Origin of the sequence: Macellibacteroides sp. (assembly GCF_050251695.1) — a bacterium.
GTDB lineage: Bacteria > Bacteroidota > Bacteroidia > Bacteroidales > Tannerellaceae > Macellibacteroides > Macellibacteroides fermentans.
Genome location: NZ_JBFWMI010000004.1, coordinates 1 through 18979, shown reverse-complemented (window position 1 = coordinate 18979; position 18979 = coordinate 1). Strand labels below are relative to the sequence as shown.

At 42.9% G+C, this 18979-nt stretch carries 16 protein-coding genes; 7 read left to right on the top strand and 9 right to left on the bottom strand.

Translation table 11 applies throughout. From position 1 onward, the window contains the following. Nucleotides 1–4 precede the first annotated feature (4 nt). The 8 genes from AB7E53_RS01225 to AB7E53_RS01190 all read right to left on the bottom strand — a co-directional run bounded on the left by AB7E53_RS01225 (nt 5) and on the right by AB7E53_RS01190 (nt 10342). Nucleotides 5–1069: a LacI family DNA-binding transcriptional regulator gene (locus AB7E53_RS01225; RefSeq protein ID WP_179398531.1), complete on the bottom strand. Its 1065-nt coding sequence runs from the start codon at nt 1067–1069 to the stop codon at nt 5–7. 176 nt (nt 1070–1245) lie between these two features. Beyond that, complete coding sequence (locus tag AB7E53_RS01220) at nt 1246–1911, bottom strand: glycerophosphoryl diester phosphodiesterase membrane domain-containing protein (protein ID WP_179398530.1); 666 nt, start codon at nt 1909–1911, stop codon at nt 1246–1248. A gap of 147 nt (nt 1912–2058) precedes the next feature. Beyond that, the gene (locus tag AB7E53_RS01215) at nt 2059–5130 is read right to left on the bottom strand and encodes a T9SS type A sorting domain-containing protein (RefSeq protein WP_446773680.1); all 3072 of its coding nucleotides are present in this window, start codon (nt 5128–5130) and stop codon (nt 2059–2061) included. Between the two features lie 134 nt (nt 5131–5264). After that, nucleotides 5265–6038, bottom strand: coding sequence for a prephenate dehydrogenase (locus AB7E53_RS01210; protein ID WP_079684341.1), 774 nt, complete (start codon nt 6036–6038; stop codon nt 5265–5267). Next, a complete protein-coding gene (locus AB7E53_RS01205) occupies nt 6035–7108 on the bottom strand; it encodes a bifunctional 3-deoxy-7-phosphoheptulonate synthase/chorismate mutase type II (protein WP_179398528.1) in 1074 nt (357 codons plus the stop codon). Before AB7E53_RS01205 ends, AB7E53_RS01210 begins: the two co-directional genes overlap by 4 nt. 17 nt (nt 7109–7125) lie before the next feature. After that, the gene (locus AB7E53_RS01200; RefSeq protein WP_446773678.1) at nt 7126–8310 is read right to left on the bottom strand and encodes a pyridoxal phosphate-dependent aminotransferase; all 1185 of its coding nucleotides are present in this window, start codon (nt 8308–8310) and stop codon (nt 7126–7128) included. Next, nucleotides 8285–9127, bottom strand: a complete 843-nt coding sequence (locus AB7E53_RS01195) for a prephenate dehydratase (RefSeq protein ID WP_079684338.1) — start codon at nt 9125–9127, stop codon at nt 8285–8287. Before AB7E53_RS01195 ends, AB7E53_RS01200 begins: the two co-directional genes overlap by 26 nt. A gap of 288 nt (nt 9128–9415) precedes the next feature. Continuing rightward, on the bottom strand, nt 9416–10342 hold the full coding sequence (locus tag AB7E53_RS01190) for a hydrogen peroxide-inducible genes activator (protein WP_079684337.1): 927 nt from the start codon (nt 10340–10342) through the stop codon (nt 9416–9418). A gap of 126 nt (nt 10343–10468) precedes the next feature. Between AB7E53_RS01190 and AB7E53_RS01185 the strand changes: the two genes are divergently transcribed. After that, the gene (locus AB7E53_RS01185) at nt 10469–10951 is read left to right on the top strand and encodes a Dps family protein (RefSeq protein ID WP_079684336.1); all 483 of its coding nucleotides are present in this window, start codon (nt 10469–10471) and stop codon (nt 10949–10951) included. Between the two features lie 88 nt (nt 10952–11039). On the opposite strand, the gene AB7E53_RS01180 is transcribed toward AB7E53_RS01185, so the two are convergent. Next, nucleotides 11040–11927, bottom strand: a complete 888-nt coding sequence (locus AB7E53_RS01180) for an AraC family transcriptional regulator (protein ID WP_446773676.1) — start codon at nt 11925–11927, stop codon at nt 11040–11042. 95 nt (nt 11928–12022) lie between these two features. Here AB7E53_RS01180 and AB7E53_RS01175 point away from each other — a divergent pair, with 95 nt between their 5' ends. The 6 genes from AB7E53_RS01175 to AB7E53_RS01150 form a co-directional block, all read left to right on the top strand. After that, complete coding sequence (locus AB7E53_RS01175) at nt 12023–13498, top strand: rhamnulokinase (RefSeq protein WP_446773674.1); 1476 nt, start codon at nt 12023–12025, stop codon at nt 13496–13498. 7 nt (nt 13499–13505) lie between these two features. Next, complete coding sequence (locus tag AB7E53_RS01170; protein ID WP_446773672.1) at nt 13506–14762, top strand: L-rhamnose isomerase; 1257 nt, start codon at nt 13506–13508, stop codon at nt 14760–14762. A gap of 4 nt (nt 14763–14766) precedes the next feature. Next, entirely contained in the window at nt 14767–15789 is a 1023-nt protein-coding gene (gene rhaT / locus AB7E53_RS01165) for an L-rhamnose/proton symporter RhaT (RefSeq protein ID WP_446773670.1), read from the top strand. Nucleotides 15790–15808: 19 nt separating this feature from the next. Next, nucleotides 15809–16618, top strand: coding sequence for a rhamnulose-1-phosphate aldolase (rhaD, locus tag AB7E53_RS01160; protein ID WP_446773734.1), 810 nt, complete (start codon nt 15809–15811; stop codon nt 16616–16618). A gap of 58 nt (nt 16619–16676) precedes the next feature. Further along, nucleotides 16677–18443, top strand: coding sequence for an alpha-L-rhamnosidase-related protein (locus AB7E53_RS01155; RefSeq protein WP_446773668.1), 1767 nt, complete (start codon nt 16677–16679; stop codon nt 18441–18443). 86 nt (nt 18444–18529) lie between these two features. Beyond that, nucleotides 18530–18979, top strand: a 450-nt coding sequence (locus AB7E53_RS01150) for a glycoside hydrolase family 78 protein (RefSeq protein ID WP_446773732.1), incomplete at its 3' end; no start/stop codon positions are given.

The window sequence follows — 18979 nt, the reverse complement described above, 5'->3', positions numbered from 1 at the left end:
AGTTTTAGATATAATTATTGTAGTAACTGATATTTTCTTTTATTAAAATGTCGATAGGCATGAAGTTCATCTTCTTTACCTTTTCTTTCAAAATAAGATGTCTGAATAGATCTCTGACACAATTAACGCCTTGTACTTCTGGGCGTTGGGCAATAAGGTGTGTTACTAATCCGTTGTTAAGATAGGCCACATTTTCATCCAGAATATCGTATCCGATTAGCTTAAAGTCTTTTTTCTTCCGCGCTTTAAAGTAGTCCCCCAATACATGGACTCTCGAATTGAAAATAATACCAGCCTTCACATCACCGTGCAGCAGGAAAAATGAATCCAGGATATTTCGGTTGCCTTCGTTGTCGTCTGCATGGATATGAACCGGATAGATAGTGCCCCGGAAATGATTTTCATCCAGATAGGTCCTGAATCCTTCTTCCCTTTTAAGCACCTGAGTTGAACAACTATCTCCTTTGCGAATAAAGCGGAAAACAGCTAGTTTATCGTCCGGACCGATCTGCTGATACATCAATTTAGCTGCAATATAACCCGAATTGAAAGAATTTGTACCGTAATACGCAAGACAATGCGTATTTTCTATAAAGGCATCAATCAGTACGTATGGAATTTGCATTTTATCCAAGCGGGTTGTGAACCGGAGTACACTTTCCTTAAACAGTGTGGCTATTACGATACCGTGAAATTCCATACCTTCAAGTATCTCCATCTGTTTGTCAAAACTATCTTTATCATATTGATCGAAAAATACTCTTTCAATCTCAATGTGATAACCAGAAAGCTCCTCTTCTGCTCGCTCAATTCCCTGATTAACAATTTCCCAGTAGTCTCCTTTGGAAAATGCAGGAATAAGCATGACGAACTTGTAAGTTTTTTTTGAAGCAAGAGCACTTGCCACTATATTTGGTCTGTAATCTACTTTTTTTAGAACCTCTTCAACTTTAACCCTTGCTTCTTCCGAAACCTTGCCACGATTATGAATAATCCGATCTACCGTACCTGTGGAAACGCCAGACATAATGGCTATATCTTTGATTCTGTAACTTCCTTTTTTTCTCATGCAGTTTTATCTTCTATATAAATTAAAGTTAACTTATATTGCCATGTGTTCGTACACATGGCAAATATAAAGCAAAATATTAGTATCACAAATTAAATGAAAGAATATTAGCTGTATTCATAAAAAAAGCTCCTGCCAACGTCGTAGCAGGAGCTTTTGGATAAATTAGAACTTATTTATTCTTCTATCTTAACTGCATCAAAAACATCGGCAGCCATTGGTGCTGATAATACTCTATAAGAAGCAGCATACATCATATATATCAATGGGTAGGCAACAAATATACCTACTACGAATAAGAGTATTCCTAAAATGGCTATTCCAAAGAAGGTAAGCCCCAGTAAGAAGAGTGGCCAGAAATTTCCTTTGGTAATCTCCCAGCTTCTTTTCAAGCTGCTAATTATTCCACCATTATCTTCCACAATTACAGCAGTGAAATACTGTAGCCGAACTGCTAAATATATACCAGGAAGAATTAAAAGGCAAAATCCGATACATACAATAATTGACATTATAATGCTGGCAATAAAATAGGTAAGTATTTTGCGGGCCTGTTGGCCATAAGCCGAAAACTGTGGTTCGTCTCCATCAAGGGCCTGAAATATATTTTTTAGGTAACCTAAATTGAAGATACATCCTATGAGAGCAAATACAATATTCATAAGAATAATGCCCAGGGTGTAACCAGACAGTCCCTGACTAGGATCAGGAGTGCTGAATATACTTAATGTAAACGTAATGATAGTCCACCCGATCAACAATCCTGCTAATACCCATATTTGGGCACGGGTCTGTTTCCAGGAAATTTTAAATAAGTCCGAAATTTTTAAAATAGGTTTCATAGCCAATAGATTTTTATCTTTTAAGACTGTAAATGTAAACTTTATTGTTTAATAATCAAATATTAACTATTCTTTTATAACGAAATATTCCGGTTTTCCTGATCAGGAAAACCGGAATATTCATTTTAGGGCAGTATTTACTCCATTTTATCGCTTGATAGCTTTAACAACGGTTATTTTGTTGTTTTGATAAAGTCGGATGATATAATATCCCGGCACTAAGCTTTCCGTATTAATAACCGTTCCAGGCTTTGCTAGGTTTCGGACTAATTTACCCTCGGCCGAGACGATTTCAATCCGATCTATAGTATGTCCATTATCTATATTGAGCTGGTTGTAGAAGGGAGAAGGGTACACTTTCGGATCACTGGCTTGAGGTGTTTCAACTCCTGTATATACAATAGTGATGGATTGGTTGGCCGGATCGCTTTCAATAGCATTATACAATGTATTTACACTATAATAATGGCTTCCTTGTCCCACTAATAGATCCTTATAGCTGTTGCCTGTAAGTACCGAACTATTTAATCTGATATTGTTTCTATAAAGGTTATACCCTGTAATAACAGGAAAACTCAGAGGAGCATAGGCACGCACATCATATTCTGTAGCCAATGGAGTCGCTTCGGAAATTTTTAAGGTACGTAAATCTGTAGATGTTGCCAATTCTTTAACCAGATTTGCCTCATCCAGACTTTGGGTGATTACCCCCTCTTCCGAACTTACCAACGCCCTTACGATGAAGTTATAGTTATAATCGGCAGGAAGTTTTGTCCAGATGGTAGAATCAGTCGTAAAGATATTTCCCCTGTTATCAACAGCCGGTCCTTCATCGCTAGCTGCAGGATAATCTGCACCCTGATAATTGAATGCTTTAATTGTTACATATAATTGATTATTCCCGTCAATCACAAACGGAGTAGTAAGATAAACGGTTTGAAGCTTATTTACCTGTTCAGACGTAACACTACCGATATGCTGGTAATATTTGCGCGCTCCCTGAGCAATATAGATGGCATATACTGGTGTAATCCCGGTTGGAACATAACTTACAGCCTTTATTAGTTTCTTTTTTAACGGAGCAATATCGGTTTTACCCCAAGTCTGACCAAAAAAGAAGGGAGCAGCGTTATTTGCTTCAATTCCCCAGGCGTATTTAGTCGTTCCCCATTGGATAGTCTGCTCATATAAAGGAGCATTCCATGTTAAGTTAACGTCCTTAACTTCTTGCTGAGCAGTAAAGTCTACGGGCGATTTAAAACCAAAAACATACAATTTCTTACCAATTTCCTTTGATGAACTGCCATCATTGTATGTTGTAGTAATTGTATAGGTTTGGAATCCTTCGCCTGGATTGATGTCTGTATGATTGGTGCCTGTTTTGCTGGCTAATAAATTGCCGTTTCTGTAAATCTTGTATCCAGTTACATTAGAGGTGACAGATGGAGCTGTCCAGGAAATAGTAACGTTATAACCGGATTGTACAGCAGTTATACTTGATGGAGGCATATGCGTTATTATATCTACACTGTTTCCAACCGGAAACGATTCGAATCCTCCGGTATAGGTGGCAGTTACGCTGTAAAACACATTTCCCTGAGGTAAACTGTTGTCGGTATAGGTTAGCACAGAAGAGGATGTAGTGGTTAATACATTGTTATTCCTGTATATCTTATATCCAGTAAGTCCAGATGCAGACAAAGGTGCCGACCAGTTGATTGTTACAGTAGAGGCTACATTGTTATAATTAACGGACACATTTTCTGGACCAGCTTTAGGCGTAGACCGGTATCTGCCATTCAATGTATTAACATCTTGATTGTTTGGATTTAAGTAGATGTCCATCCGTGCAGTGTCGGCTGTGCTGAAGCCATTCCAGTGAACGGATAATTTACCATAAAGATTCAAACCGGTCAGATCCGTGCATGAAGAATTCCCTCCGGTCAATGTCCCCACAATCCTACTTTCTTGATTAAATAGCGGTGATCCGGAAGATCCACCTTCGGTAATGCCATGTCCATTGGCTGTTTGAGCAAAAACTACATTCCAGTGGGCGTTAGTCATTCCCTTTGTCGTGTCCGATCCATTCCATGTATAACCCGATGCAGGCTTGGTGAAGGTGGATATTTTCATTGCATCACCTGCAGGATGATGAATGCCAACACCCGACGTGGCAGCAGTTACGCCTTTATCCCAACCGTTGTAATACACATTATAATTGTCTGGGATCTCATTGTTAATCAATAACAGCATACCGTCGGATCCACCATCAATAGGGGTGGTTGCTTTTTTAGTACAACCTACCATTGATTTACGTATGAGGGTTGCACCGGATGCATTATTACATCCAGCCTCTTCGTAATGAAAATAAAAAATCCACTGGTTAAGATCCGATACGCTTGCCTCTTTGTCGTTGGGAATCAGGCAGTGATAAGCCGAAAGGATGTAAGGCTTAAAATCGACTGCCGTATTATTAACCAATGCTCCAGAGCAGATGTAAGTGGAAGAGCCATTTTTCATCACAAGCTGACAAACTCCATTTTTCTCATCTTGCCAGTCATTACCTTCAGAACAATTAATGTTGACGTTGCAGCTGCCAGAAGCCCCTTCTCCGGTAGCTCTCGGAGTAAGTACAACACTCAGGTGATTATATCCATATCCCACTTCTTCAATGCTGATACGGGCCTTTTCTCCCGAATCAGGAGCCAGGTATTCCAGAATAATATCGTCGCCAGCTACAAATTCGGTCGCAAACCTTCCCCCTTTGGGATGGGTTTCGTGTGTATAAGCACCTATAATTTGAGTATGATCTGCATTGTATATAAACAGCTTACCTCCTTCAGGAATATAAAAATCATTGTAATAAAGATTTATAGCAATGGCGTCTTTTGCTTGTATCTTTAACTGCCAAATTTGTTCACCTCCGGGTAATGAGATCCAATTCCCGGAATTTTCGATTGATAGTTGAACCGGAATGAGCGTAGCTACTTTCAAAGGAGCTCCTTGCGATACATTCCATGCATCCACTGTTTTAAGGTCTTCCACACTAAAGGTTACAGGTATATCAACGGCAGACGAACCGCTTTTAAGCAAATTGGTGTAACCAAAACTTGGCGGTAAGCCTCCTTCACTAATTTGCGCAGTTGCGGAAGAAGGGAACAGACAAATCAAACTTACGGCAAGAATGATATAAATGAGTGCAGAGCTTTTTTTGAACATGTGGAATTTTATTAAGTATGGATGCAAATCTAAGAAAAAAACTTACAATCAAAAGAAAACGTACGAGCTTTCAATCAGGTAATTATATAAAAAATGCCGGTCCTTTAGGCAACCGGCATTTTTCAGGTAAATATCTATTCAATATTTTTGCGGACTCTGGTCAGGAATTCTTTCATCGCTGCAGCATCTTTGCGATTTATAATATCGAGCAAGATAGTCAGCTGCTCCTGTATCCGTTCAATCTGGTTGGGGGTTCGCGGGTTAAATAAAATCTCAGTTAAGAGATAATCGTCTTCCGACAATAAACCGTGAGCAATTTTCATATGCCGTTTGAACGTTGTACCCGGAGCATCCTGATGCTTCATAATAGATGCAAATACAAGAGTAGAAGCAAAGGGTATTCCCAGCGAATAGGCTACCACCTTGTCGTGTTCTTCAAAAGTGTATTCGCAGATGTTCAGCTTCAACATGGTATACAGATCCTTGAAAAAGACCTTTCCCAAGTGATCACTCTCGGCAATGATAATTGTATTTTCCTTGCTTAAATTTCCCAGATTTGCAAAAGTCGGTCCAAACATGGGGTGTGTAGATACATAAGGGAAACCACAGGTCTGGTAAAACTCCTGCAGACCAGTCTTCACCGAAGCAATATCTGAAATAATACAGTAAGGCTGCAGGTAAGGAAGCACCGCTTTAAAGGCATCAATGGTGTAATTTAATGAAACACAGTTGATAACCAGTTCCGGTGCAAACTCACGAATCTCTTCAGGCGAACTCATCCGCACCGCATTGTAAATAAAACGCATTCGTTTTGGGTCCTTTTCCAATACGGCCACATCATGGTCGAAACTAAGCAGGTCGGTGAAGAAAGATCCCATCTTTCCAGCACCCAATATTAGTATTTTCATGCTTGTTCGTTCATTATAATCATCTGTTGTCGAACAGATTCTTCGTGAATTTCAGTTAAAATCTCCTTTACAAATTCCGGACTCAGCTCCAATGTCTTACCCATAGCCGAACGTTTTTCCAGAATTTCACTGTATCGGGGAGACTGCAAAATAGGCATATTGTGTTCCTTTTTATAGACACCTATTTCTTTCGAAATACGCATCCGTTTTGCCAGAAGTTCAAGCAGTTGTTCATCAATCGTATCAATCTGACTACGTAAAGCTGCCAGGTTTTCGGTTGTCTGTGTTACGTCACGTATAACCAACAGGTTTATAACGTAATCAAGCACATCCGGGGTTACCTGCTGTGACGCATCGCTCCATGCACAATCCGGATTACAATGCGATTCAACAATCAAACCGTCAAAACTTAAGTCCATCGCCTGCTGACATAGCGGGGCGATCAGTTCCCTCTTCCCTCCGATATGGCTGGGATCACAAATGATTGGGAGATCCGGCATCCTGCGACGCAGTTCGATGGGGATGTGCCACAAAGGAAGGTTGCGGTAGATTTTCTTATCGTACGAGCTGAATCCACGGTGAATGGCTCCAATCTTACGTATACCGGCTCCGTAGATCCGTTCGATAGCTCCAATCCATAACTCTAAATCCGGATTTACAGGGTTTTTTATCAATACCGGAATATCCACTCCCTTCAGAGCGTCGGCAATTTCTTGAACTGCAAAAGGATTAACAGTAGTACGTGCGCCAATCCAAAGCATATCGATTCCTGCTTTCAGAGCCTCGAACACGTGCTGCTGGGTTGCAACCTCAGTTGCTACATACATCCCGGTTTCTTTTTTAACGCGTTTCAGCCAGGCCAGCCCTTCTACGCCAACCCCTTCGAAACCTCCGGGTTTAGTACGAGGCTTCCATATCCCTGCACGAAATATCTTTACTCCCTTGGATGCCAGTAATCTGGCTGTTTCCATTACCTGTTCTTCGGTTTCCGCACTACACGGTCCCGCAATTACCAACGGACGTTCATCGTTTACCCCCGGAAGTAAGATTGATTCTAGTTTCATTTCCATATATTTGTTTTTTTATATTATGCTTGTAATTTGTTGATTCTGTTTAAAGCCTCCTGCAACATCTCCTCTTTGCAGCAAAGCGAAATTCGGATGTGGCGATTCCCGCCGCTGCCAAAAATAAAGCCTGGGGTAATAAATACATTTGCTTCGTAAAGCACCTTATCTGCCATGGCCTCGCTCCCAAGGGAATTTGTAGGAATCTTACCCCATAGAAACAGACCTACCTGCTTTTCGTCGTAGCTACAATCCAGAGCCTGCATTATTTTTCCTGCCAGATCACGGCGTTTGCGATAGGTTCGATTCATTGTGTCGTACCATTCTTTAGGAGCTTTCAACGCTTCAACTGCAGCCAGCTGCATCGGTTTGAACTGCCCCGAATCGATATTACTTTTTACTTTCAGAATCCAGTTTACAAATTGGGCATTACTTGCCAGCATCGCCATACGCCATCCCGGCATATTATGAGCCTTACTCATCGAATTCATCTCGATACAGATATCTTTTGCTCCCGGAATACTCAAAATACTTAACGGCGATTCATTCAATACAAAACTGTAAGGATTGTCGTTGCAGATAATAATATTGTGACGTTTGCCAAAATCAACGATTTTTTGATAAAGCTCTACTGTCGCATCAGCTCCGGTTGGCATATTGGGATAATTTATCCACATCAGCTTAACCCGGCTTAAATCCATTTTCTCCAGAGCATCAAAATCGGGATACCAGCCGTTTTCTTCCTTTAGTTCGTAAGGAACTATGGTTGCATCCACCAGATTACTGACCGACGTATAAGTAGGGTAACCCGGATTGGGAACCAGCACTCCGTCGCCCGGATTTAAAAAAGCCAGCGAGATATGGAGTATTCCCTCTTTGGAACCGATCAAAGGCTGAATTTCGGTCTGCGGATCCAATGTAACGTTAAACCATGTCTTATACCATGAAGCAAATCCTTTACGCAGCTCCGGAATGCCAACATATGGCTGATATCCGTGGGTGTCGGGTTTATGCGCTTCGTCGCACAATACATTAATCGCTTGCTGTGAAGGAGGAAGATCCGGACTTCCCACACCAAGATTAATTACGTTTTTACCTTCGGCATTCATTTGAGCCACCTCCTTCAGTTTTTTGGAGAAGTAGTATTCGCTTACACTATGAACCCGGTTTGCCGGTGTTATATTACACACTTTGTTTTCCTTCTGCATATTCTCCTAATATTCTAAAGTCTTTTGTTAATGGAATGATGGCATCTAATGCCTGTTTGTATCTTGTATAATCTGTAAAAGTAAGATCAATGTAGAAAAGATATTCCCATTCGCGCCCGATGATCGGCAAGGATTGTATTTTGGAAAGATTCATGTCGTAGAAAGAGAGGACTGAGAGAACTTTGGACAGACTGCCGGAAGTGTGAGGAAGAGCGAAAACGATGGACGATTTATTTTTTTGGACACCGCGTAGCAGATCATCCACATTCCACCTGTCGGCCAATACAAGGAAGCGGGTGAAATTTCGTTTATTTGTCTCGATTCCTTCGGCCAGTATCTCCATGTGGTAGATCTCTGCGGCCAGTTTTCCGCAAATGGCGGCGTGACCTGTCAGCTTGTTTTCCGAAATCCACCGGGCACTCATAGCCGTGTCTCCCTTTTCAACCACCTTTACATTGGGTAGCGTATCCAAAAAATCGGCACACTGCATCAAGGCGATCGGGTGTGAGTTTATCTCTACAATATCTTCCAGCTTACTTCCCGGCAAGGCAACCAGCGAATGGGAGATACGCAGTTTGTATTCTCCTACAATGCTCAGTCCGCCTTCACGGATCAGTTCATGGTTTTGTAGTAAACTTCCCGCGATGGTGTTTTCTATGGCCATAAGCCCAATGATATCCGGGTCATTTTTGATGGCCGAAATTACATCGCGGAAGGTTTTACATCCGATAATTTCGATCTCTTCACCTTCAAAGTAATTACGGGCGGCTATGTCATGATAGGATCCGTCTATTCCTTGTATTGCAACTTTCCTCATTTTCTACCTGTGTGTTAATAACAAAAAAAAGTCCCACCAAATCGGCAGGACTCTCTATGTTTTATTGATATATTTTTCTTTTCAATGCTTTACATATAAATTCCTGCCTTCACCTACTAAAGTAAAAGTAATAAAAGGAATATGTAAAGCTAAAACTATTCATCTGTTTCATTTCGTTTTTTATACGCCACAAAAGTAATACTTTTTTAGAATCTGCAAATAATTAATTACATTTTTTTGAGTCCCCTGCAAAAAAAATCTGATTTCATTCCATAGTCCGTCTTTTCATTATACAATTCGCTGTATTGCCTGTAGTGTATGCATCTGTTTGGGTACATTATCCCGGATGCTTTCGATGATGATGGAAAGCAGCTTGCTGCGGATAAAATCTGTACGGGTAGCCAGAATGATTTGTCGTGCCGGTTTCGGAATGGCAAAGGGGCGCACCAACTCTTTTTGTTCGGAGCTCAATTGATGTACAGCCAACTCCGGAATAAACGTAATTCCGTTACCGCTCTCCACCATACGCATAAAAGTCTCCATACTTCCCAACCGATAGGCTGCCTGGTTTATTTTTACACTTTCCATCTGGCAGTAACGCATCAACTGGTCACGGAAGCAGTGTCCTTCATCCAACAACCATAGTTTTTCCTCGTTTATGTCGGCAGAACGTACCAGATCATTTTTAAAGATAGCTTCGTTTCTTGAAATATAACCAAAAAACTCCTCATAATATAATGTATCATATTGAAGCTGCTTGTCGCCCGGTAGCGAGGCAATGATAGCTGCATCTATTTCTCCGTTGATAAGTGCATTGATGGAAGGCTGTGTTTTCATCTCCAGAATCCGGATATCCATTTCGGGGTGACTACCTGTCAGCTTATGAAAAAAGCGGGGGAGCAGGTAAGGGGCGATGGTGGGCAATACGGCCAGGCGAAATGTTCCTTTAAGTGATTGTTCAGCTTCATTTACGATGTCCTGAATAAGTGATGTCTGATACAGGATTTTGCGCGCCTGTTCAATAACCTTCCTTCCCGTAGGCGTAACCTTTACAGGTTGGATACTTCTATCAAAAATCTTTACGCCAATCTCGTCTTCCAGTTTAAGAATCATCATGCTCAGGGTAGGTTGCGTTACATTACAATGTTCGGCCGCTTTGGCAAAATGGCGGAAGGTATCTACCGCAAGAATGTATTCCAATTGTTGTATATTCATCTGTTGCTGCTTATAATAGATTTCATCTATGCAAAGATAGAAATTATCAGTTTGACAAGCGCCATTTAAGCTAGTATCTTTGTAATACAAAAAAGAAATAGTACTTACTTTTAATAATAAAAGAATATGAAAACATTAGATTTTATCAAATTAAACGCAGGTTCAGCAGAAAAAGTAGTTGGTTCATTGCAACAGTTATTATCAGATTATCAAGTGTTTTATGCAAACCTGAGAGGTTTTCACTGGAACATTAAAGGATCACAATTCTTTGTATTGCACAAACAATTTGAGGAGATGTACGACAATGTAGCCGAAAAGGTGGATGAATTGGCAGAACGTATCCTTATGCTGGGAGGAGTACCCGTAAATAACTTCAGCCAATATCTGAAAGTCTCTAAGGTGAAAGAGGTAAGCGGCGTATCATCTGCTTCCGAATCACTGAAACATGTACTTGATACTTACAGCTACCTGATTGGTGAAGAACGCGCGTTGTTGTCGTTAGCTTCCGAATCTGGAGACGAGGTAACGGTTGCCTTGATGAGCGACTATCTCAAAGAACAGGAAAAACTTGTGTGGATGCTTGTAGCATACGCTTCAGAAAGTAAATAACATATCCCAAAACCAAAGCTGTGTTAGACGCCATGGAGAGCGAAAGTTCTCTGTGGCGTTACTTATTTATATACATTGAAGAATAACGTCAATGGGCTCTTTCCCGAAACTCAGAAGGAGTCACCCCCTCTTTTTTGCGGAAAAAGGTAGAGAACTGTCCCGGATTCTCAAAGTTCAGTACAAACGCAATCTCAGAGATACTTTTGCCCGAGGTGGTAAGCAGCTCCTTGGCACGCAATAGCTTTTGTTGTAGTTGATACTGGGCAGGCGAAGTGCCTGTATATTCCTTGAACATCCGCCGGAACCAAGAGTAACCCACCCCGATCTCGGCTGCAACCTGTTCCGGTGAGGGAGATTTCTCCACCATGTTTTTCATCAGGATACGTGCCTCGTTTATTTTTTCTACGGCGTAGGAGTCGGTAAAAGAGTTATTTCTTTCCTTATAATAAACACTTCCTAAAATATGAAGCACAATACTCGAAATCATGGGCTGATAACCCGCCTTCTCCTGACTGGCAAAGCGTAATATATCTTGATACAAGCCTACAATTGTGGCACTTATCCCTATCGAATGCAACGGCTCTTCTTTGGTGAAGAACCTTTTCTCCACCCGTTTATCTATATGAACTCCCCGGAATCCTACCCAGTACTCATCCCACCCGGTCTGCTTGTCGGGATAATAGCTGTGCCATTCGCCCGGAAAGAGCAAAATCATCGTACCGGCGGAAATCCGTTGTTTCCTGACCGACTGCGACGAAAAGTATCCATTACCCTTTATGATATAAACCAGCTGATATTCATTTAATATTCTGCCGGTCTGAGGTTTGAAATTGTACGACTCCGGATGGGCTGATTGAGGATACTGCCCCTCAGGTGGTATAAACTGATACCCTACGGTGGTCACCACAATTCCCCAGTCTTCATCCTGCGAATTGATTGATAAATATTTTAGCTGGTCAGCCGAAGATTCTTTCATGTCAAAATTGAAAGGTTTAAGGTCACTTTCGAAAGCAAAAGTAATAACATAAGCTCTATTTTTGCACCATTACAACTAAAAAACTTTGTTCTTTTATGAAGAAACACACCTTTTTAGCGATTGATCTGGGTGCAACCAGCGGACGAAGCGTATTGATCACCCTGTCTCATGGCAAAATTGAAATGCAGGAACTTACCCGCTTTCCTAACAATATGCTCGAACTGCATGGAAAATATTACTGGAACATCTATGCTCTCTATCAATACATAAAGGAAGCCCTTACCCTTTGTGCCGAAAGAAAATTCCCGCTCGAATCGATGGGTGTGGACACCTGGGGTGTGGATTTTGGATATATTGCACCAGATGGAACCTTGTTGGGATTACCAAGGGCATATCGTGATCCCTACACCGATGGCGTACCCGACGAATTTTTCAAAAAGATATCACGGGATGAAGTATACCGGCTGACAGGTATTCAGGTTCTAAATTTCAACAGTCTTTATCAACTGTATGCCGCATCACGCGAACAGTTTACTCCATTAAAAAGTGCCGCACGGATCTTATTCATGCCGGACCTTATATCCTACCTGCTTACCGGCGTGGAGGTATGCGAATATACCGGTGCCTCTACCTCTCAAATACTTAATCCTGTAACCGGATGTTTTGAACCTTCATTGCTGGAGGTGGCGGGTGTATCGCCAACCTTGTTTGCGAATCCCGTACCCTCCGGCACCAAGGTGGGTTCCCTTACTCCGGCACTTGCAATGGAAACCGGATTGCCACAGCTACCGGTAATTGCTGTTGCAGGTCATGATACGGCATCGGCTGTTGTAGCGGTGCCGGCTTCCAATCCAAACTTCGCCTATCTTAGTTCCGGTACCTGGTCGCTTATGGGGATTGAGACGGAACATCCGATAATAAATGATAAATCCTGCCTGTTTAATTTTACCAACGAAGGAGGTATAGAAGGTACCACCCGTTTCCTTAAAAACATCACCGGTATGTGGCTTGTAGAGCAATGTCGAAAAGAGTGGGAACATCAGGGGCATACCTATACCTATCCACAACTTGTGGAGATGGCTACGGATGCCCCCTCCTTTATTTCACTTGTAAACCCGGACGATTCCCGGTTTGCCAATCCGCGAAGTATGACACTTGCGATTGCAGATTATTGCCGTGATACCGGCCAGCCAATCCCTCAAAGTCATTCCCAATACCTGCGCTGTATTTTTGAAAGTCTGGCGTTGCGTTACCGGGAAGTGCTGGACATGTTGAGAGAGCTGGCTCCATTTCCCATCCTACAGCTACATGTAATAGGTGGCGGATCACAAAACCGGCTGCTTAATCAGTTTACAGCCAACGCAACGGGCATACCTCTGATAGCCGGACCTGCCGAAGCGACGGCAATGGGTAACGGACTGGTGCAGGCAAAGGCCTGCGGACTGGTTGCCGATCGTTGGGAGATGCGCCGCATGGTGGCAGCCTCGGTAGACCTGACAGACTATACCCCCTGCGACACTGCTTTGTGGCAGGATGCGTATGAAAAATATCAACGTGTAATCTTAAAATAATACGTATATGACAAACGAGAATCATGTGCTTCAGTCATTTCAACTGGCAACCGAACGCTATGCATCATTGGGCGTGGATACAACCCAAGTGCTTGAAAAAATGAACAAAATATCCCTGTCGCTGCACTGCTGGCAGGCCGACGATGTAACGGGATTCGAGAATCAGGGCGGTTCGCTTACCGGAGGTATACAGGTTACCGGAAACTATCCGGGTAAGGCTCGTACGATAGACGAGCTTCGGTTGGATGTGCTCTGTGCCAAATCCTATATTCCGGGTACGCACCGACTAAACCTGCATGAAATCTATGGCGATTTCGAAGGGAAGGTGGTAGACCGTAACGAGGTGGAACCTTGTCACTTCCAGAGCTGGATGGAGTGGGGCAAGGAACATAATATGAAGCTGGACTTTAACAGTACCTCATTCTCTCATCCAAAAAGTGGCGATCTTACATTAGCCAATCCCAATAATGATATTCGTAATTTCTGGATCGAACATACAAAACGCTGTCGTTGGATTAGTGAAGAAATGGGCAAATATCAGGCAGATCCATGTATGATGAACCTTTGGATTCACGATGGGAGCAAGGAGGTACCTGCAAGTCGCATTAAGTACAGACGTATTCTGGAACAGTCGCTGGACGAAATATTTTCTACCGAATATGCAAACATGAAAGATTGTATCGAAGCCAAATTGTTTGGAATCGGATTAGAAAGCTATACGGTGGGATCTTATGATTTCTATCTGGGATACGGAGCAAAGAAGGGCAAGATAGTAACACTCGATACAGGTCACTTCCATCTTACGGAAAGTATTGCCGATAAGATTTCTTCCATGTTATTATTCACTCCTGAAATCATGTTGCATGTTAGCCGGCCCATTCGCTGGGACAGCGACCATGTAGTTATATTGAACGATGATCTTCAGGACTTGGCCCGCGAAATTATCCGCTGCGACGCATTGGACCGTGTACATATCGGACTGGATTATTTTGATGCAACTATCAACCGTATCGGTGCCTATGTAATTGGATGCAGGGCTACGCAGAAAGCTTTTATTCAGGCCTTGCTTGAACCTTCAGCATTATTGAATTCATACGAAGAAAACGGACAATATTTTGAACGTCTTGCACTACAGGAAGAGCTTAAAAGTATGCCCTGGCAGGCGGTCTGGGATTACTACTGCTTACTTAACAATGTCCCTGTGGGAGAAAACTATATTTCCGAAATACAGAAGTACGAACAAACAGTAACATCCAAACGTTAGAGGTATGAACGTCATAATCGGCTTGTTGATTATTGCTATCGGAAGTATGGGGCAATCCAGTTCATATGTGCCAATAAAGAAGGTAAAACAATGGAGTTGGGAAAGCTTCTGGCTGATACAGGGCATATTTGCCTGGCTAATCTTTCCTTATTTAGGAGCACAGCTGGCAGTTCCAGAAAGTTCAAGTCTGATTGAATTGTGGCAGGCAGGTGGTGCACTAAAGGCTTGCTTTTATGGAATGCTTTGGGGGATTGGAGGATTAACCTTTGGTTTAAGCATGCGTTACCTGGGAGTAGCTTTAGGACAATCCATAGCTCTGGGTACATGTGCTGGATTTGGAACATTACTACCTGCTGTTTTCGGCGGAACAGACCTGTTTTCAGGCGAGGGTTTGATTCTTTTACTTGGTGTTTGCATCACATTGGCCGGAATAGCAGTAATTGGCTATGCAGGTAGTTTGCGTGCGCAGCGAATGAGTGAAGAGGAGAAACTCGCTGCAGTAAAGGAGTTTGCTCTTACCAAAGGATTATTGGTGGCTTTACTGGCCGGGGTAATGAGCGCCTGCTTTAATTTAGGACTTGATGCGGGAACACCTGTTCTGGAAAAAGCAAAGGAGTTGGGAGCCATCGAATTATTTGCCCTCAACCCGGTAATCATATTGGTTACAATGGGCGGATTTATTACAAATGCAGTTTATTGCCTTTTCCAGAATGTAAAAAATAATACGGGGAATGATTATTTTAAGGTATCGGGTCCGATCCTGTTAAATAATATCTTATTTTGTGCATTGGCCGGAATCTTATGGTACTCACAGTTCTTCGGATTGGGTATGGGTAAGAGTTTCTTTTCGGAACATCCGATAATGCTGGCTTTTTCGTGGAGTATTTTGATGTCTTTAAACGTAATTTTCAGTAATGTGTGGGGAATTATTCTGAAAGAGTGGAAAGGAGCCGGAAACAAAACACTGGTAGTATTGTTTGCTGGAATGCTTATTCTAATCTTTTCGCTGGTTTTTCCTAACTTGTAATGATGATATAATTTATTAAATATTTATGATTCGAAACAATCAGGCCTTAATGGCCGAAATAGACCGGATATGTGAAGTTGCCGGCTATCTTTGGGAGAAGGGATGGGCAGAGCGTAACGGTGGAAATATCTCTGTCAATATAACCGAACTTCTTACCGAAGCAGAAAAGAATTTACCGGCTTTGGCTCCGGCAACCCAATTGCAGGAAGTAATGGGAGAGTTGGGCGGACATATTTTTTATGTGACAGGTACAGGTAAGAGAATGCGTTATATTTCTCTTAAACCCTTCGAAAACGGATCAATTATTCGTATCACACCCGATGGCAGTGCTTACGAAATAATTGCAGAACAACCTATTTCACCTACTTCAGAGTTGCCCTCGCACTTGTTAATGCATAATTTTCTGCTATCAAAGGGGCGTAATAATAAAGTGGTTTTACATACGCATCCTACCAATCTGATTGCCCTGTCTCATAGTCCCCGCTGGCTTAATTCGGCCTATATAACCCATACGCTTTGGTCTATGATACCCGAAAGCCGGGTAATCGTACCAAGAGGTATCGGAATTGTACCTTACGAATTGCCAGGCTCCATGAAACTGGCATATGCAACCATCAAACAACTGGAGAAACACGATGTGGTTCTTTGGGAAAAACATGGATTGCTGGCAGTGGGAGAAGATATCATCGAATGTTTCGATGCTATAGACACCATGGCCAAATCGGCACAGATTTACCTTGATGCCCGCACTGCAGGCTTCGAACCGGTGGGGATGACAGACAAACAGCTGGATGAATTGGCGGTAGCCTTTAATCTGCCGTTAGAGTAGTCCAAATAATCATACCGAACGATGCAATCTTTAATTTAATGTTGAAAGTGTAATTGGAATGAATTTTAAAAAGATACTGATATATAATTTTTTGTTGGCAGCTACGATGCAGCTTCACGGTCAGTCGGCTCTGCCTCCGGCATGGAACGGCATACATTCGGAACAGCTTCAGCGAGACCAGCGCACAAGAGTATACCTACCTCCAACACGCATTGTATGGAAAGAGGAGGGGGGAGGCGCTTCCATTCAGGGAGAGGCTAACCTGCTTCGTCCGGGAAACGGACAGACCGACCTTGCCAATACTTCGATCTGTGTAATGAAAAGTTCGGTAAACGGACATCCCTCGCTTTTACTTGATTTCGGCAAAGAGCTGCAAGGCGGCTTGCAGTTGGTAACCGGCATGCCCGGGTCACAAAAACCGGTCAACATCCGTATCCGCTTTGGCGAATCGGTGAGCGAAGCCATGAGTACTACCGGTATACGTGGGGCTACCAACGATCATGCCATGCGCGATTTTACCTTATCTTTGCCCTGGTTGGGAGTAGCTGAAGTGGGAAATACCGGATTCCGGTTTGTACGTATAGATCTGCTGGATCCGGCAAGTGAATTAAAACTTAAAGAGGTGCGGGCAATTTTTACCGCCCGGGATATACCTTACAAAGGCAGTTTTAGCTGTAACGACGAGCAACTCAATAAAATATGGCTTACCGGTGCCTATACGGTGCACCTCAACATGCAGGAATATCTGTGGGACGGTATTAAGCGCGACCGCTTGGTATGGGTGGGAGATATGCATCCGGAGGTGATGACTATCAACACGGTTTTTGGGTACAACGAAGTAGTGCCTAAAAGTCTGGATCTGATACGGGACATTACTCCGCTCCCCCAATGGATGAACGGTATAAGCTCGTATTCCATCTGGTGGCTGCTTATACACCGCGACTGGTATTTGTACCAGGGGGATTTAGATTATCTGATGCAGCAGAAAACCTATATGGAAGGGTTACTAAGATATCTGCTGACTAAAGTGGATGCCAATGGAAGGGAGAAGCTAGACGGTAACAGGTTTCTTGACTGGCCATCCAGCGAAAACCAGCCTGGAGTGGATGCAGGCCTGCAGGCATTACTTACCATGGCGATGGATGCCGGAAGCGAACTGTGCCTTTTACTTAAAAATGATTCATTGGCTGCACAGTGTGCCGAGGCAGCCGGCCGTATGAAAAAACAGGTGCCGGATGCAAATCATTCTAAACAGGCAGCGGCCTTGATGGCGTTGTCGGGACTGATGGATCCGGTAACTGCAGACAAAGAGGTGATTGGTGTAGGCGGGGCAAAAAACTTTTCCACTTTTTATGGATACTATATGCTGCAAGCCATGGGCAAGGCTCAAAATGTGCAGGGCGGTCTGGATATAATCCGTACCTACTGGGGGGCAATGCTTGATTTGGGAGCTACTACATTTTGGGAAGATTTCAATATGGATTGGTTGCCCGATGCCGCCCCCATCGATAACCTGGTGCCCGAAGGGAAAAAAGATATTCATGGCGATTACGGCGATTATTGTTACAAAGGTTTCAGACATAGTCTTTGTCATGGCTGGGCATCGGGCCCTACCTCCTGGCTAACTCAACATGTGCTGGGATTTAAGGTCCTTGAACCCGGATGCAAAGTGGTTAAAATCGAACCATCTCTGGGCGATCTGCTTTGGGCGGAAGGTACTTTGCCAACACCTCAGGGATCCATATTTGTCAGACACGAGAAATTGTCCGATGGATCTGTCAAGACTACAGTCAAGGCGCCCAAAGGCATTCGTATAATTAAATAAAACGTTGTGTATACTATAAATTAAAGAGAGAAATGAAGAAAAAAAACTGTATCAAGGGTTTTATCGTATGGCTGTTGGCTGCAGGCATGTTCTGCAGCTGTCAGACCATAAACAAAGAGGTAGTCCCCGGCGAACTACGAACCGAGTACCTGTCAGGACCCATCGGTCTGGATACCCCGTCGCCCCGCTTTACCTGGAACTTCAGCCCCTCCCAGAAAGAATTCAGCCAATCGTATTATCAAATCCATGTTGCCACTTCGGCCGGATTGTTGGAAGAGGGAAAAGTCGATGTGTGGAATTCTGACAAACAGGAAGGTACGCTGCCTTTTGCCCGATATACCGGAACAACTCCTCTCGAGTCCCATCGAATGTACTACTGGAACGTTACGGTTTGGGATGCAAGCGGTAAGAAAACAAGCACTTCCCAAACGGCCACATTCGAGATGGCAAAGATGAATCCATCCGATTGGCAGGCCAAATGGATAACCGACAAACAGGATAAGGAATTTGAACCCGCTCCTCTGTTTCGTAAAACC